The 15444-nt window shown below is 67.9% G+C and carries 17 protein-coding genes; 11 read left to right on the top strand and 6 right to left on the bottom strand.

The genetic code is table 11. The features are described from left to right. Positions 1-266 precede the first annotated feature (266 nt). The 4 genes from ACT86A_RS22825 to ACT86A_RS22810 all read left to right on the top strand — a co-directional run bounded on the left by ACT86A_RS22825 (position 267) and on the right by ACT86A_RS22810 (position 3156). Entirely contained in the window at positions 267-1412 is a 1146-nt protein-coding gene (locus ACT86A_RS22825; RefSeq protein ID WP_445094236.1) for an LLM class flavin-dependent oxidoreductase, read from the top strand. A gap of 124 nt (positions 1413-1536) precedes the next feature. Continuing rightward, positions 1537-2157, top strand: a complete 621-nt coding sequence (locus ACT86A_RS22820) for an HAD family hydrolase (RefSeq protein ID WP_445094235.1) — start codon at positions 1537-1539, stop codon at positions 2155-2157. A gap of 58 nt (positions 2158-2215) precedes the next feature. Further along, positions 2216-2563: a hypothetical protein gene (locus ACT86A_RS22815; protein ID WP_445094234.1), complete on the top strand. Its 348-nt coding sequence runs from the start codon at positions 2216-2218 to the stop codon at positions 2561-2563. Between the two features lie 197 nt (positions 2564-2760). Then, positions 2761-3156, top strand: coding sequence for a hypothetical protein (locus ACT86A_RS22810; protein WP_445094233.1), 396 nt, complete (start codon positions 2761-2763; stop codon positions 3154-3156). 21 nt (positions 3157-3177) lie between these two features. Here ACT86A_RS22810 and ACT86A_RS22805 read toward each other — a convergent pair whose 3' ends face one another. After that, positions 3178-4062, bottom strand: a complete 885-nt coding sequence (locus tag ACT86A_RS22805; protein ID WP_445094232.1) for an LLM class F420-dependent oxidoreductase — start codon at positions 4060-4062, stop codon at positions 3178-3180. 636 nt (positions 4063-4698) lie between these two features. On the opposite strand from ACT86A_RS22805, the gene ACT86A_RS22800 reads away from it, so the two are divergent. The 3 genes from ACT86A_RS22800 (at position 4699) to ACT86A_RS22790 (ending at position 6595) form a co-directional block, all read left to right on the top strand. Beyond that, positions 4699-5010 (top strand): nuclear transport factor 2 family protein, encoded by a 312-nt coding sequence (locus ACT86A_RS22800; RefSeq protein ID WP_445094231.1) that lies wholly within the window; start codon positions 4699-4701, stop codon positions 5008-5010. A 43-nt stretch (positions 5011-5053) separates the two neighbouring features. Continuing rightward, complete coding sequence (locus tag ACT86A_RS22795; protein WP_445094230.1) at positions 5054-6196, top strand: alkaline phosphatase family protein; 1143 nt, start codon at positions 5054-5056, stop codon at positions 6194-6196. 75 nt (positions 6197-6271) lie between these two features. Beyond that, the gene (locus ACT86A_RS22790; RefSeq protein WP_445094229.1) at positions 6272-6595 is read left to right on the top strand and encodes a hypothetical protein; all 324 of its coding nucleotides are present in this window, start codon (positions 6272-6274) and stop codon (positions 6593-6595) included. Positions 6596-6604: 9 nt separating this feature from the next. Here the strand turns inward: ACT86A_RS22790 and ACT86A_RS22785 are convergent, their stop codons facing one another. Both ACT86A_RS22785 and ACT86A_RS22780 read right to left on the bottom strand, forming a co-directional pair. Next, positions 6605-7027, bottom strand: a complete 423-nt coding sequence (locus ACT86A_RS22785; protein ID WP_445094228.1) for an MmcQ/YjbR family DNA-binding protein — start codon at positions 7025-7027, stop codon at positions 6605-6607. Positions 7028-7154: 127 nt separating this feature from the next. Next, a complete protein-coding gene (locus ACT86A_RS22780; protein ID WP_445094227.1) occupies positions 7155-8708 on the bottom strand; it encodes a succinic semialdehyde dehydrogenase in 1554 nt (517 codons plus the stop codon). Between the two features lie 157 nt (positions 8709-8865). Between ACT86A_RS22780 and ACT86A_RS22775 the strand changes: the two genes are divergently transcribed. Genes ACT86A_RS22775 through ACT86A_RS22765 form a run of 3 tightly spaced genes read left to right on the top strand, consistent with a single transcriptional unit; the run spans position 8866 to position 10242 of the window. After that, positions 8866-9291, top strand: a complete 426-nt coding sequence (locus ACT86A_RS22775; protein WP_445094226.1) for a roadblock/LC7 domain-containing protein — start codon at positions 8866-8868, stop codon at positions 9289-9291. Next, positions 9288-9662, top strand: coding sequence for a DUF742 domain-containing protein (locus tag ACT86A_RS22770; RefSeq protein ID WP_445094225.1), 375 nt, complete (start codon positions 9288-9290; stop codon positions 9660-9662). The genes ACT86A_RS22775 and ACT86A_RS22770 overlap by 4 nt, the downstream gene beginning before the upstream one ends. Further along, a complete protein-coding gene (locus tag ACT86A_RS22765; RefSeq protein ID WP_445094224.1) occupies positions 9643-10242 on the top strand; it encodes a GTP-binding protein in 600 nt (199 codons plus the stop codon). The genes ACT86A_RS22770 and ACT86A_RS22765 overlap by 20 nt, the downstream gene beginning before the upstream one ends. Before the next feature lie 129 nt (positions 10243-10371). On the opposite strand, the gene ACT86A_RS22760 is transcribed toward ACT86A_RS22765, so the two are convergent. The 3 genes from ACT86A_RS22760 to ACT86A_RS22750 form a co-directional block, all read right to left on the bottom strand. After that, the gene (locus tag ACT86A_RS22760) at positions 10372-10869 is read right to left on the bottom strand and encodes a hypothetical protein (protein WP_445094223.1); all 498 of its coding nucleotides are present in this window, start codon (positions 10867-10869) and stop codon (positions 10372-10374) included. 32 nt (positions 10870-10901) lie between these two features. Beyond that, the gene (locus ACT86A_RS22755; RefSeq protein WP_445094222.1) at positions 10902-11315 is read right to left on the bottom strand and encodes an NUDIX hydrolase; all 414 of its coding nucleotides are present in this window, start codon (positions 11313-11315) and stop codon (positions 10902-10904) included. A 294-nt stretch (positions 11316-11609) separates the two neighbouring features. Further along, positions 11610-12101 (bottom strand): hypothetical protein, encoded by a 492-nt coding sequence (locus ACT86A_RS22750; protein WP_445094221.1) that lies wholly within the window; start codon positions 12099-12101, stop codon positions 11610-11612. Between the two features lie 152 nt (positions 12102-12253). On the opposite strand from ACT86A_RS22750, the gene ACT86A_RS22745 reads away from it, so the two are divergent. Then, positions 12254-15280 carry a Tn3 family transposase gene (locus tag ACT86A_RS22745; protein WP_445094220.1) on the top strand — a complete coding sequence of 1009 codons (3027 nt, stop codon included), beginning with the start codon at positions 12254-12256 and terminating at the stop codon, positions 15278-15280. Positions 15281-15444: the final 164 nt, after the last annotated feature.

Raw genomic sequence — 15444 nt, 5'->3', positions numbered from 1 at the left:
ACCGCCCGGCTGAGTCCGCGGGCGTGTCCAGGCGGGCAGCCAGGTAGCGCGGTTGCCGAGATACCCGAAATAAAACCGGTCTGGTTTCAAACGGTGACGTCCGGCGACCGGCCGCCCACGATGGATCACTGCGGCGCGCCCACCGGGTGCGCCGCCTGCCCTGTCCCCAGCTACCCGGGTGTCACGTCATCGGCTCGGGTGGCTTCGCCCGCGCGGCGGTCACCCCGGTGGCTTCGTCGCGGACTCCGGAAGGAAGTCGGTCTGCCATGAGCCTGTCGTTCCACTGGTTCCTCCCCACCTACGGCGACTCCCGCGGACTGATCGCGGGCGGGCACGGCACCTTCATGTCCGGCGACCGTCCGGCCGGCCTTCGCTATCTGAACCAGATCGGCGCCGCGGCCGAGCACAACGGGTTCGAGGCCGTGCTCACCCCTACCGGCGCCTGGTGTGAGGACGCCTGGCTGACCACCGCGATGATGGTGGAGACCACCGCGACGCTGAAGTTCCTGGTGGCGTTCCGTCCCGGGCTGCTCAGCCCCACGCTCGCCGCGCAGATGTCGGCCACCTTCCAGCGGCACTCCCAGGGCCGGCTGCTGCTGAACGTGGTAACCGGAGGCGAGCCGCATGAGCAGCGGGCCTACGGCGACTTCCTGGACAAGACCCAGCGCTACGCGCGCACCGCGGAATTCCTGCACGTGGTGCGGGAACTGTGGAACTCCACCGAGCCGGTGACCTTCGAGGGCGAACACATCCGGGTGCACGAGGCATTGCTGAACCACCGTCCCGATCCGGTTCCGCCGGTCTTCTTCGGCGGATCCTCCGAACCAGCCGGGCCGGTCGCGGCTCGCTACGCCGACACCTACCTGACCTGGGGCGAACCGCTGCTCGCGGTCAGCAGGAAACTGGAGTGGATCCGCCGCCTGGCCGCCGATCACGGACGCGCACTCGACTACGGCCTGCGCATTCATGTGATCAGCAGAGACACCTCCGAGCAGGCCTGGGCCGAGGCCGACCGTCTGCTGGCCGGTATCGATCCGGCGGATATCGAGCGGGTGCAGGCCAGTCTGGCCCGCAGCGATTCCGAGGGCCAGCGGCGGATGTCGCAGTTGCACGGCGGCAGCACCGAGCGGTTGGAGATCGCGCCCAATCTCTGGGCGGGTGTCGGCCTGGTCCGCGGCGGGGCGGGCACCGCGCTGGTCGGCTCGCACGCCGAGGTCGCCGAGCGGCTGGCCGAATACGCGCGGTTGGGCATCGGGCACTTCATCCTGTCCGGCTATCCGCATCTGGAAGAGGCGTACTGGTTCGGTGAAGGCGTGCTGCCGATCCTGGAGCACAAGGGACTGTGGCAGCACCCGAACCGAGGCGCCCGCGTCGCCGCAGCCACTCCCTTCGCGGCGTCGTCCAGCAGCTGACCGACGGCAACGCGAAACCGCCTGCCCCACAGCTGCATTCAAGCCGATGCCGACGGCAGTGCGCATTTCACAGGAATCACATGGCGCACCGCCGCGGCGAAAACGAACGCAGTAGGGTCGAGTCGTGACCTGGACTGTGGGCTTCGACCTCGATATGACGCTGATCGATTCGCGGCCCGGCGTAGTACGTGCCATCGACACGCTCGCCGCCGAGTTCGACCTGCCCCTGAGCGGCTCCGCGTTCGCCGATCGGCTCGGGCCGCCCCTGGCCACACTGCTGGTCGAAGCGGGCGCTCCCGAAAGTTTGGTCCCTGATCTGATCACCCGGTACCGCGCACTCTATCCAGCGCTGGTGCCGACCATACCGCCCATGCCGGGCGCGCAGGCCGCACTGGCGGCCATCGAGGCGCGCCGCGGGCGGGTGCTCGTGGTCACGGGCAAGCACGCTCCGCTGGCACGGATGCACATCGACGAACTCGGTTGGCGCATCGACCATCTGGTCGGCGATCTCTGGTCGGCGGACAAGGCGGCAGCGCTGCGCGAGCAGAGGGCGGATCTATTCGTGGGCGACCATATCGGCGACATGCGCGGTGCACGAGCCGCGGACATCCTCGCGGTCGGCATCAGCACGGGTCCATGCACGGCGGACGAACTGCGCGCGGCGGGCGCCGACGTGGTACTGGCCGACCTCACCGAATTTCCCGGCTGGCTCGCCGCGGAATTCGGCGCGGTCCCGGCCTGCTGACGCAGCCTCGGAACACTGCGCCAGCCCGTCCGGCTCCGCGCGCAACGTGCCTGGCATCGTGGCGACGCTCCATCACGTCCCGCTGCACAAGGGCATGTCCGCGCTTCGGCGCCTGGTCGCGCCAGGCGGCACCCTTGTCGTCGTCGGCTTGTGGAATATGGCTCCCCGCAACGACTTTCACTACTTCCCGCTGCTTCCCGTCATCTGCGCGATGAACGCCCTGCACGGGATGGGCGAGCCGCACGTGCGGATGCGTGACCCGGAGGAAGGCTACGCCGACATCCGTTCGGCCGCAGTGCAATTCCTGCCTGGGGCCCGCATCCGGCGCAGGCTCATGTGGCGTTACACCTTGCTCTGGCGTAAACCGGAGCGATCGGCCGTCCCAGCGGGCCCGGCGACGCGATAAAGTCGTGGCATGGCGTCGCCTCGGGAGCGTAGAACGCGGAAGGTCACCGTCACGATGCCCGGCGACGGTGTCGCTCGGCCGCACGGCGCGAAGGATCGGATCTTCGGCGCGCGAGGCTCTTTCGGGCTGATCGGCCGTGCCGCACGTGGTCGACCGCCACTGTCCGGGGATGCTTGCGGACTGGCTGCCGGCGCGGCGTGACCGCCCCGGCGCTGGGTGGCGTCGTCCTGGACGCCGCCGCGGTCGTCGCGTTCGTCTATCGGGCCACCTACGCCCAGGCGGTTGTCTGGGCGACGGTCGACGCGGGCAACACCATCGTCGTGCCGAGCACCGTCCTCGACGCGGCGCAGAGCCATATTGCTGCCGACCGGCTCGACATCCTCGGCGTACTGGTCGGTCTACCGCACACCGTGATCCCGACGTTCGATCGAGCGCCCGCACGCCGGCTCGATACGGCACGCAGCGCGCAAGCGCTGGGTGCGGCGTGTCACGCGACCCGCGAGGCGGTCTCCCGGGACTGGCCCTGCCTGACCGGACGCCCGAAGCGGCTGCGTCAGATCGACCCGCGCGTCATCATCGACGCGTTGCCCTGACCCGCCCGATAACGACGCGGATCAGCGCAGCAGCGCGATGACCGGAGCAAGCTTCTCCATGCTGTCTTCGAGGACCGTGATATAGCTGATCCCGAAGCGCTCCCGACGATCGCGCAGCCGGTCTGCCATCTCGTCGGAGGTGCCTATGAGCAGGGTGGGGAGTTCCTCCGGGGAGTCGGCGACGTCCGGCGGCAACGCGGGCCCGAAGACCTCGAGCACACTCGTGCGTTCGGCGGGCGGAACCACCCGCTGCACAAGGATGTTGAACTCGACCAGGTCCAGCCGCGGGCCGAGCAGCTCCCGCACGTAGGCGACGCGCTCCTCGGTTTCGACGAGTCCGGCCATCTGCAGCGGTGCTCCATTGCGTGCGGCTGCCGCGCCGGTGAAGGCGATGATGTCGGCGTGTCGCGCTGCCACCCCCAGCAATCGATCGCCCCAGCCACCGATGAGCACGGGTGGACCCGACGGCTGCGCAGGCGCCGGCTGGTACTGCGGATCGGCGAACAAGCCGCGCAGCGTGAGCACCGTGTTCTCCAGGTGCTCGACGCGTTTGCGGCCACTCTCGAACGGAATACCCGCGGTTTCGAACTCGGCCCGCACGTACCCGGCACCGAGGCCGAGTTCGACTCGCCCGTCGGTGAACTGATCGGCGCCGGCCACGTCCCGAGCCAGCAGCACCGGGTTGTAGAACGGGGTGTTGAGTACGAACGTGTTCAGCCGGACCCGCTCGGTCGCTTCGGCGGCCAGGATCAGCGCGGGGAACGGCGCGGGCATGCCGAGATGATCAGCGACGCCGACCACGTCGAAGCCGAGTTCCTCTGCCTTACGGCACTTTTCGATCCATTTCGACCGGGACTCGGGGACGACCATGTTGACACCGAACCGGAAGGGGCGCTGCGCAGTCACCCGTCTTGTCTAGCGAACCCGGGAACGCGCGTTCACTCCAGCCCCCCCCGCATGCGACGGTTCAGCACGGCATTCAGCGTGCCCTCGGACATGTCGACTTCGAGCCGCGGCCCATTGGCGGCGGCCGGGACGGATGTCGCAGCACCGGCGGGCCGATCCGGCAGTCCGCCGCTCGGCGGCGTTCACGCCCACAACCCGGCGTCCGAGCGAACGCCTGACAGCGGGACGACGCGTATGGCCGCCCTCACCACGCCTACGTGCGGTTCGCCCACGAGCCACTGCCCTATTCCCGGTTGATGTTCTGCCCGGGGCGCTCCCAGCCCGGCGAACACCGCGCCATAATGGCAGCGGGCGACGCCGTGTTCGCCGTATGTGTGCTGACGGGCGCACTACCCGCCGCCAGGGCCGATCGCCGGCGCTGATGTCCTGGGGAATGAGCCACGGCCCGGGCTCGCTGTGACGGGCCGGACGATCGGCGAAACGCGCGGGGTGGTTCGGCACCGACCGCCAGATCTCGTGGACGTCGTGACGTAGCCTTCGCCGCATTGATCGAGCCGGGCACCACCGCTGACCTACAGTAGATGCCAGAAGTTTGCTGATCGATTCTTCCCCCATCGATCCGAGAGGACGACACGGATGACCGCCCAGCTGGATCCGACGGTGCAGGAGTTCGTCGACGCGCTCAACGCCAACGATCAGGACCGGTTCTACGCGGTGCTCACCGACGACGCGACCATGTCCGACGATGGCGTGGAACGCAACCTGGCGAAGTGGACCGAAGCCGAGATCTTCGACAGCAACGCCCGCATGCGGGTCGAGTCGATCGGCGACGACGGCACCGAACTGGTTGCGGACTACACCAATTCACGGTGGGGCTCGATGCGCACCAATTGGCGGTTCGTCCTGCGCGACGGCAAAGTCAGCCGCTTCGAAACCGGACAGGCCTGAATACCCTTGCCATCCGGCCCGCAACGTTGACATCCTGACTTTCGTGTTCGTCGCGCCCCGTTACGGTACGGGTTCTCTGGCCGATCTGTTCCCCTCGGTCCTGGCCGGACTCGGCGTCCAGGGCGTCGACGACCGTCTCGGTCTCGCGCTCGGCGCCGACCGGGTCTGCGTGCTGCTGATCGACGGGCTCGGCTACGACGCGCTGGCCGCCAACCCCGCTGCCGCGCCATTTTTGTCCGGCCTCGCGCCGGTCTGCCTGACCGCCGGGTTCCCGACCACGACGGCCACCAGCCTGGGCTCGCTCGGGGTCGGCGCCCCGCCCGGCGAGCACGGGATCGTCGGCTATCTGCTCAACATCCCCGGCTACGACCGTCTGCTCAATCCGCTGGCCTGGCGGCTGCACGGCGATCCGGGCAAGGCCGATCTGCGGGCCGAGCTGCTGCCGGAGAAGTTTCAACCACTCCCAACGGTTTTCGAACGCGCCACGGCCGCTGGGATCGCGGTCGCCCAGGTGTCGCCGCGCGATCAGGCGGGGTCGGGACTGACCAGGGCGGTGCTGCGTGGCTGCGAATTCCGCCCGCAGATATCCTTCGGCGATCTGGTCGCCAACGTGGCCGAGGCCGTGCGTATCGGGTCACGCTCGCTCGTCTATACCTACCACGGCGAGCTCGATCTCACCGGGCACGTGCGCGGGCCCTCGTCCCGGTCGTGGGAATTGGAACTCGCCCACGCCGACCGGCTCGCCGCCACTCTGGCCGAACACCTGCCGCCGGGCGCGGCGCTGCTCGTCACCGCCGATCACGGCATGGTGGAACTGGACGGGCGCGTCGATTTCGACACCACCGACATATTGCGCGTGGGCGTCCGGGAACTGGGCGGCGAGCCCCGCGCCCGGCACGTCTACACCGTGGCGGGCGCGACCGCCGACGTAGCGGCGACCTGGCAGGACACCCTCGGCCCCGATTTCGAGGTGCTCACCAGGGACGAGGCGGTAGCCTGCCGCTGGTTCGGCCCGCGAGTCACCGCCACGACCGCCGAGCGCATCGGCGATCTCGTCGTGGTCGCCCGCGGACGGCGGGGTGTCATCCGCAGCGGAATCGAGCCGTTGCAGTCGCGGCTGCTCGGCCACCATGGTTCGCTCACGCCGGCGGAGATGAACATCCCGCTGTGCGTCTTCCGCGCGTAATGGGCACAGCCGAGCCTTAGGGTGGACAGCGATCGCGGCGGATGTCGCCGTGCACGAAAAGTTCAGGAGGAGCCCATGAACACCACGCTGTCACGGACCGGACGAACCGGCCTGGGGATTGCGGTGGTCGCCATGGCGCTCGCGGGCTGCACCGATATCGAGCGCGCTCTCAATCGTGGCGGCGACACTCCGTGCAGCGAGTACATCAAGCAGGACCAGGACACCAAGCGCACGACGATCACCAAGTTCCTCGAGCAACAGAGCCAGAATGACCACGAGCCGGCGGGCACCGTGGTGGACGCCACGATGGTGTCGGTCGAGCTGCTCTGCGGCGCTCAGGCCAACGCCGACACCCCGGTCAAGAACGCCGACGTCGCGGGCATTTTCCTGCGCAAGTGACGGCGCCGGTCAGCGCGGTGGATGGGCGGCGAGCCAGTCCGCCGCCCGCTTGCGCGAGGCGCGGGCCAGCCAGGCGTCCTCGATCACCTCGCCGAGTTCCTGACGGCTCAGCTCGCCGAGGCGGCCGGCACGCACCAGCACCGAGGGATGTCCGTCGAAGTGCGGGGTGGTGAAGAACGGCGATTCCGGGTCCTGGATCAGCGCCTGCTTGTCCGACTCCGACGGCACCCAGAACACGATCACGTCGGTATACCGCTCACCGGTCACCGGGTCCACGGCATCTGGACGCGGCGTCCGGAAGAATACGAACGACTTGCCCCCGACCTGATAGATGGCGTTGCCACGTGGTCCCTCGATGCGGGTCGCGTGTGGCATGCCGGCGGCCAACTCGTGCACATCGGCGAGTCGCGCCCGCCGCAAACCAGTCGCCATGGGCAGCAGCCTAGGCCGCCGCGCCTGCCGCCGAGGTCCATAGCGACGGCCGGCGCGCAGCACGGCGCAGGCTCGAGTCGACCGGTGGGCGTCCGCCGAGCTGTGCGCGACCACTCGGACGGTCGCGTCAACGTCCGGGCAGGAAGCGCAAGCTGCGGGCGACCGTCATCAGGAACGGCTGCCACCAGCGTTTCGGGAACAGCTTCGGCGCATCGAGATTGAGCAATCGGGTGACCACGATGGACTGCGGTTCGGTGAACTTCAGCAGTCCGTCGGGGCCATGGCGGCGGCCGACGCCGGAGATACCCATGCCACCCATCGGGGCCGCGGTGGTGCCCCAGGCCGGAGCGTAGCCCTCGTCGACGCACACGGTGCCTGCGTGCAATCGCGCCGCGATGCGTTCGCCTTCGGACTTGCTCGCTGCCCAGACCGAGGCATTGAGGCCGTAGTCGGTGTCATTGGCCAACCGCACGGCCTCCTCGACACTGTCGACCGGGTAGATCGACACCAGCGGCCCGAAGGTTTCGTTGCGGCCGCACGCCATTTCGTCGGTCACCTCGGTCAGCACCGTGGGCTCGAAGAACAGCGGCCCCAAGTCCGGGCGGGCGTTGCCACCGACCAGTACCTTCGCGCCTTTGGCGGTCGCGTCCGCGACGTGCTTGGACACCGTCTCCACCTGCGCTTCGGAAATGAGGCTGCCGATATCGGCCGAATAATCGTAGGCCGCGCCAAGTTTCGCGGCGGCCACCGCGGCGACGAATTTTTCGGTGAACGCCGCGGCCACCTCCCGCTCGACGTAGAGCCGCTCGATGGAAATGCAGAGCTGCCCGGCGTTGGAGAAGCACGCGCGCACGGCCGCCCTGGCGGCCTTGTCCAGATCCGCACCCTGTGCGACGATCATCGGATTCTTGCCGCCGAGCTCGGCGGAGAAACCGATGAGCCGCCGGCCACACTGCTCGGCCAGGTGGCGGCCGGTCTGCGAGGACCCGGTGAACATCAGGTAGTCGCACGCGTCGACAATCGCGGTGCCCACCACGGCACCCGGGCCCGGGACGACCGCGAGCAGCTCACGCGGCAAACCCGCTCGATACAGCAATTCGGCCCCGGCCAGCGTGGAGAACGGGGTCTGGCTGTCGGGCTTGACCACCACGGCGTTGCCCGCGAGGAGCGCCGGGACGGCATCGCCGATAGAGAGCAGCAGCGGATAATTCCACGGCGCGATGACACCGACCACGCCCTTGGGCTGGAAGCGAACCGACGCACGATTGAGCACCGGGAAGGCGCCCGGAACCCGGTGGGTGCTCAGTAAGCGCGGCGCGACCCTGGCGAAGTAACGGACCGCGAACATCATGCCCATGATTTCTTCCTGGGCCGCCCAGCGCGCTTTCCCCGTCTCGGCCTGTAACACGTCCATCAGGAAGTCGCGGTGCTGCACTACCAGCGTCCGATAACGGTCCAGCACCGCGGCGCGTTCGGCCACCGGCCGCGCCGCCCAGTCGGCCTGCGCCACACGGGCTTTGTCGAATGCGGCCGTGACGTCGGACGTGGTACCAATCGGCACGCTGCCGAGCGGTTTTCCGGTGAACGTCTCGACGATCGTCGTGTGCCGGCGTTCGGTGGGCGCCTCGATCGCGGCAAGCGCGCCCAGGCGTTCGAATACGTCGGCTTCCGGCGCGGGCATGGTCGCCTCCTACTCAGGGGTAACTCCGGGATACCAATCTACGCCGCACATCGCTCGCCACGAACCCAGAGCCGCGCCCGCGATCTGATGTCGCCACCGAAAGCGGGACATGGCAGGGCTGCTGTGCCATTATGTCGGAAAAACAGGAAGGTTAGGGGTGTCTGTTTCTCCCGCAGGTGATCTCAGTTGGCTGCTCGACGATCTCGTCGCGCGGCTGACGGGCGTGCACCACGCCGTGCTGCTGTCCACCGATGGTCTACTACTCGGCCGCTCCAGCGCCATGAGCCGCGAGGACGCTGAGCATTTCGGCGCGATGTCCTCGGCGCTCTACGGGCTGGCGCGCAGCGCGGGCAGCCGGTTCGACGGCGGCGGCGTCCGGCAAGCGGTCATCGAACTCGACCAAGCGGTACTGTTCGTCACTGCCGCGGGCGCCAATGCTTGCCTCGCATTGCAGGCCGCCGAGTCGGCGAATCTCGGCATGGTCGCCTACGAGATGAACCTGACCGTCCAGCGCGTCGGCAACTTCCTGTCCACCACCCCGCGTCAACGTCTCGTGGGGCACGGCGAACCCAATCTGTCATGACCAATCCGCGCCAACCGTGGTTCGAAGACGCGGCAGGTCCCCTGGTTCGTCCCTATGCGCTCACGCGCGGACGCACGACGGTCGCCGGGCCCGAACTGGATATGCTCACGTCCCTGATCGTCAACCGCACCGCGCCCACCCCGCAGCGGTTCGAGCCGGAGTACGCGGATATTCTACGGCTGTGCCGGACTTCACAGACCGTAGCCGAAGTATCCGCCCACTTGCGGTTGCCGCTTGCGGTGACCAAGATCCTCGTCGGTGATCTGATCGGCGATGGGCAATTGATCTTCCGTGCCCCCGTTCCGACGGAGGCCGGCCCCGATGACCTCAACATATTGCGAGCGGTACTGGATGGAATCCGTAAAATTTGACCTGAGCGGCACGCCGCAGTTGGCCACTTCGGTCAAGATCCTCGTCGCCGGTGGGTTCGGTGTAGGCAAGACCACCATGGTCTCGGCGATCAGCGAATGCGCACCCCTGCGGACCGAAGAGCTGATCACCGAGGTGAGCACCGGCGTCGACGACCTGTCGGGCGTCGAGCAGAAGTCCACGACCACGGTCGCGCTGGACTTCGGCAGGCTCACCATCGACCACAACCTGGTGCTCTATTTGTTCGGCACGCCCGGCCAGGATCGGTTCTGGTTCCTGTGGGACGAGCTGGCGCGCGGCGCGCTCGGCGCCGTGGTGCTCGCCGATACCCGCCGGCTGAGCAATTCCTTTGCCGCCGTGGACTTCTTCGAGCGGCGCGGCCTGCCCTTCCTGGTCGGAGTGAACTGTTTCGACGGCGCACCGCGCTACACGATCGACGAAGTCCGCGACGCGCTGGACATCGACTCGGGCACCCCGGTGATGCTGTGCGACGCCCGTGACCGCGGCTCCTGTAAGACCGTGCTGCTCACCCTCGTCGAACATCTGATTCAACGTGTGCAACGGGCGCGGGTCGCTACCTGAGCACGCTGCCTGTTTCGGGCCTAGTCACCGCACCGCGAGGGCGGTCGACGCCGAGTCGACCGCCCTCGCGGCGGGAATCCTGCCCTGCCTGCTGAAAATGGGCCGGGGGGCTACCCGTACTGCCGACTCTCACGCTTGTCGAAGCCAGGCGCGCACCAGCAGCGCTGCGGCCGCGGCCAACGCCACCGCCGCCGGAGCGGGCCACTGCGGCCCGTTCCGACCGAGCAGGCCGCAGATGAGGCGTACTTGGAACACGCCGAGCCCAGCCAGGGCCAGTAGCCAGACCGGCAGCACGGCGACGCCGAGGACTGCATGCACCACCCATGCGCCCGCCAATGTCGGCCCACCCCAGGAATCTTCGAGATTGTCGTTTGCGACCAGGGGATAACAAATCCCTCGCACCGCGGCGACGACCCCGAGAAACACCAGCAACCAAGCCAGCACGCCGACGACGCCACTGAGCAGCGAGTGCAGCACCGATCGGGCTACCGAGAATTTGCGCGGGAGTACAGATTCGCCCAGCATCCGCCGGGGCACGCGCAATCGGGTCGGAATTCGCCGTATCGCCAGCGGCAACGCCCACAGTGCATACGCCGCATACCGAATGAGTGTCCGAAGCCACGACATACCGCCGACGGTAGCGCCGTTCGGCCCGCGATTCACCGCAGCAAGCCGGCGGTCACCAGATCGTCGAAGAGCAACTGGTCGACGGGCGGAACGAGGACGCGATCAGCGTAGCGGAACCACGCGACCTCCTCGATCTCGCTGCTCGCGGCCAGCGTTCCGCGATATTCGGCGGTGTAGCAACTCATCCGCACCAGCGCGGCGTCCGCAGGACCGTCTGTGGCTTCGTAGGTGCCGACGTGCGCGACGGTCTCCGGCAGCAGTACGACGGTGAGCTCTTCGGCGATCTCGCGCACCAGCGTCTGGAGGTCGGTCTCGTCGCCCTCGCGTTTGCCGCCGGGAATATAGAAGACGTCCTTGCCGCGCGGTCTGGCACACAGAATCCGTCCGCCCTCGATCCGCACCCACGCCACCGTATCGATCAACTGCCGCACTCGCCCGTCCGCCACCGCCGCAGCCTAACGCCGCCTCGCGTGCCCACACCGCACGGCCTCTGGTCCGCCGGTCAGGAGAAGGCTCATGGGGTCCAGTGGCGAGGACAGTAGCGTCGATCGGTCCTGTCAGCTGAAGGCATGCTCGCACAGGCCCGGTATGGATTGAATCCAATCCTGCTGCCGTGGTGGATGTTCCACCGACACCTCACGACGCCGGCGCCCAGCTCGTCCGGAGGACGAGGGTAATCGGATCACGGCGGTAATTCGCACGAGGCTGCGCCCGGGCGTTCACCGGGATCGCGTGCCGGGTCAGCGGAGGCTGTTGCGGTCCAGCCAGTCGGAGATGGCGGCGGCGAGCACGTCCGGCTGGTCCTCGGGCGTATGGTGGCCGGCGATTTCATCGCACCGCTGGATATGAAGGGCAGAGATAGTTTTCGCGCACCAGTCGATGACGGCGGGTTCGGTCATCGTTCCGTACGCCGGCGTGAAAGTCACCATGAGCTTCGGTACGTCCTGGCTGGACGCCAGCCATTCGTCGTATGCTTCGACGCGCGCGACGACGTCGCTCGGTGTCCCGTCCAGCGGCATCGAACGTGCCCAGCGCAGCAGCGGAAGCCGACTTTCCCGCGTCGGGTACGGCCGCTGGTAAACCTTCAGGTCAGCGGGGTCGAGTTGGTCCGAGATCGCACGTAGCCCGTCCTGGACGAATGAGTCGTCCAGGAACATCGACTCGCCGACGCCGTCGGTCCGGATGGCGCGCCACAGGCCTCGACCGGCCTCGGGAAACTCGTCCCAGTTCATCGGTTTGACGATTGTCTCGGTGAACGCGACCCCGCGTACCCGGCCCGGATGGCGGGCCGCCCAGTCGGGGGTCGAGGAACAGTTTCGCGAGATCCGGCGCTAGCGAGCTGATTCGGCCAACGGGGTTGGCCAGCAGGTGATTTCATGTCGCGGTGACGGATGAGGGTTACGGCCGGTTCGGGTCGTATTCACGGGTTGAGCTGGAGAGATTCTTCTATTTGGACGACGAGGACCGGCGGTTGATCGCGGCCCGTCGCCGTGACTACAACCGCCTTGGATTCGCGCTTCAGATGGTGACGGTCCGTCACTTGGGCATGTTCCTGGTCGATCCGCTGGCCGTGCCGGCGGAGGTGGTCGAGTACGTTGCCGAGCAGCTCGGTATCGCCGATCCGTTGTGTGTGAAGAGTTACGTGGATCGGGAGAAGACCAGGCTCGAACATGCCTGGGAGATTCAGCGGGAGTACGGCTTGGCCTCGTTCGGCGAGGTCGAGGCGGAGCTGGCGGCGTGGATCGCGGATCAGTCGTGGATGACCGGCGACGGGCCGAAAGCGATCTTCGACGGCGCGGTGGCCTGGCTGCGGGAGCGCCAAGCCCTGTTGCCGGGGATCACGACGTTGGAACGGCTGGTCGGGGAGAGCCGTAAGGCGGCTGATCAACGACTGTGGTTGCAGCTCACGGGACGGTTGTCGGGCTCGTCGAAGGCGGCGCTGCGGTCGCTGCTGAGCCCGCCGGCCGATGATCGCAAGCAGCGGGTGACCGAGTTGGAGCGGCTGCGCAGGGGCGTGTTCCGGCCTACCTCCAAGGGCATGGTCGCGGCGGTGGATCGTTTGTCGAGCCTGCTCGGGATCGGGGTGGATCTGGACGTGTCGGGGGTGCCGCCACGTCGGCTGGTCGGTTTGGCGACTTACGGGCTGTCGAGCAAGGCGCCCCAGCTGCGCCGACTGGAGCCGCCGGAGTACCGGCTGGCGGTGCTGGTCGCGACGGTGAAGGTGCTGATCGGGCGGGCCACCGACGACGTTCTCGAGTTGTTCGACCTGCTGATGGTCACCGACCTGTATTCCAAGGCCGAACGCGAATCCAAAGACGAGAAGCTACGCCGCTACCCGCGCGTGTCCCGGCACGCGGGCAGGCTCGCCGCCGCAGTGAAGGTGCTGCTGGAGATGACGGAGCTGGAACCGAAACTGAGCTTGGAGATGATCTGGGACCACATCGAAAACGCCGTCACCAAGGGCGAGCTGCGCAGAGCGGTGGCCGCGATCGACGAACTGGTCCCGGTCGACGACGCGGAGTTGAACGGGCAGCGGCTCGAGCAGCTGGCCGGGAGGCTGGCAACAGTGCGCACGTTCCTGCCGGCGATGATGCGGGTCGTCGAGTTCGGCGCGACCGCCGAGGGCGCGGCGGTGCTGGCGGCGGCGAAGACCCTCGCCGAGTTGATGACCACGAAGACGAAGCTGCCCGCGACCTGGCTCGATGCCCGCAGGGTCGACCACGACCTGATCGGCGGGGCATGGAAACGCCTGGTGTATCGGGAGGGACGCCCGCCGGAGACGGTGGATCGCGCCGCCTACACGTTGTGCGTGCTGGAGCAGTTCCACCGACATCTCAAGCACCGCAACATCTTCGCGCCGCACTCGTCGCGGTGGCGCGACCCGCGAGCCCAGTTGCTGTCGGGCCCGGCGTGGGAGCGGACCCGCGAGGCCGGCATGAACGCGCTGAACCTGCCATCGGACCCCACGGAGCTGCTGGCCGACCATGCCGCCGCGGTGGATGCCGCCTACCGGCAGGTCGCCGCACGACTGGACGGCGACGGCCCGGCAAGCGTCGACGAGGACGGCAAACTGCACCTGACCGCACTGCAGGCCATCCCGGATCCGCCGTCTCTGGTGGATCTACGGCGCCGGGTCGAGCGGATGGTGCCGGAAGTCGACCTGCCGGAGATGGTGCTGGAAGTGATGTCGTGGGTGCCGGGGTTCACCGAGGCGTTCGTCCACGCCTCCGGCAACGACGCCCGCGTCGCCGACCTCGGGTTATCGGTGGCGGCCGTGCTCTGCGGGCACGCCATGAACGTGGGTTTCAAACCAGTGACCAGCCCCGGCGTGCCCGCGCTGACCCGGGACCGGTTGCATCACGTCGACCAGCACTATGTGCGGCCGGAGACGATGAGTGCCGCCAACGTCACGCTGATCCAGGCCCAGGCGCAAGTACCGTTGGCGCAGACATGGGGCGGCGGGCTGCTGGCGTCGGTCGACGGCATCCGGTTCGTCACCCCGGTCCGCGCGATCCACGCCCGGCCGAGCCCACGGTTTTTCGGGCGCCGCCGAGGCATCACCTGGTTGAACATGCTCAACGATCAGGCCGCGGGCCTGGCGGCGAAGGTCGTGTCCGGGACGCCGCGCGACTCGCTGCACCTGGTCGACGTGCTGCAGAGCCAGCGCGGCGGGCAAGTGCCCGATTCGATCATCACCGACACCGGATCGTACAGCGATATCGTCTTCGGGCTCCTGCATCTGGCCGGATATCGGTACCGGCCGCAGTTGGCGAACCTGCCCGATCAGCGGCTGTGGCGGTTCGACACCCGCGCCGACTACGGGCCGCTGGACCAGGCCGCGCGCGGCCGGATCGACATCGACAAGATCACCACGCATTGGGAGGACATGCGCCGGGTCGCGGTGTCCATCCACTCCGGCGAGGTCAGCGGCCACGACGTGACCCGCATGATCTCCCGTGACGGGCGACCGACCCCGCTGGGAGAGGCCATCGCCCACTATGGGCGGATCTTCAAGACCCTGCACATTCTGCGGCTGGCCGACGACGAACCCTACCGTCGCGAAGGCAAGGCCCAGGCCAACCTCGTCGAAGGACGCCACGACCTCGCGCGGCGGATCTACCACGGCCGCAAAGGTGAGATGGTGCGCGCCTACTACGAGGGCATGGAAGACCAGCTCTCCGCGCTCGGCCTGGTGCTCAACTGTCTCGTGCTGTGGAACACCGTCTACCTGGATCGTGCCCTGGAACAGCTTCGCGCACAAGACTATCCGGTGCGTGAGGAGGACGCCGCCCGGGTGTCGGCGTTCATCCGCGGCCACATCGGGATCGACGGGCACTACGCCTTCCACCTGCCCGACCTCGGCGGCACCCACCGCCGGCTGCGCGATCCCGACGCCCGCGACGACGAATGAGCAGCCGCTGTCGGTGCTCACTGTCTTGTCTCATCGAATCTGGGGGCGAGCCTCATTGATCTGACGCATTCGGTGATGACGTAGTTCGCCGAGACGATCGACAACAGTCCATGAGTCAGGCTCCGGTGGGAGATGCTCACTTCCATCATCACTGTCAGTCCAGG

Source organism: Nocardia glycosmidis (assembly GCF_052545115.1).
The sequence above is the reverse complement of the archived record's forward strand: the minus strand, read 5'-3'. Positions and strand labels throughout refer to the sequence as shown.

What these genes read in the sequence shown, in the direction of transcription:
- ACT86A_RS22825 (WP_445094236.1), top strand. Translation starts at nt 267, where the DNA reads ATGAGCCTGTCGTTCCACTGGTTCCTCCCCACCTACGGCGACTCCCGC.
- ACT86A_RS22800 (WP_445094231.1), top strand. Translation starts at nt 4,699, where the DNA reads ATGACCGCCCAGCTGGATCCGACGGTGCAGGAGTTCGTCGACGCGCTC.
- ACT86A_RS22790 (WP_445094229.1), top strand. Translation starts at nt 6,272, where the DNA reads ATGAACACCACGCTGTCACGGACCGGACGAACCGGCCTGGGGATTGCG.
- ACT86A_RS22785 (WP_445094228.1), bottom strand. Translation starts at nt 7,027, where the DNA reads ATGGCGACTGGTTTGCGGCGGGCGCGACTCGCCGATGTGCACGAGTTG.
- ACT86A_RS22780 (WP_445094227.1), bottom strand. Translation starts at nt 8,708, where the DNA reads ATGCCCGCGCCGGAAGCCGACGTATTCGAACGCCTGGGCGCGCTTGCC.
- ACT86A_RS22770 (WP_445094225.1), top strand. Translation starts at nt 9,288, where the DNA reads ATGACCAATCCGCGCCAACCGTGGTTCGAAGACGCGGCAGGTCCCCTG.
- ACT86A_RS22765 (WP_445094224.1), top strand. Translation starts at nt 9,643, where the DNA reads ATGGAATCCGTAAAATTTGACCTGAGCGGCACGCCGCAGTTGGCCACT.
- ACT86A_RS22760 (WP_445094223.1), bottom strand. Translation starts at nt 10,869, where the DNA reads ATGTCGTGGCTTCGGACACTCATTCGGTATGCGGCGTATGCACTGTGG.
- ACT86A_RS22750 (WP_445094221.1), bottom strand. Translation starts at nt 12,101, where the DNA reads ATGAACTGGGACGAGTTTCCCGAGGCCGGTCGAGGCCTGTGGCGCGCC.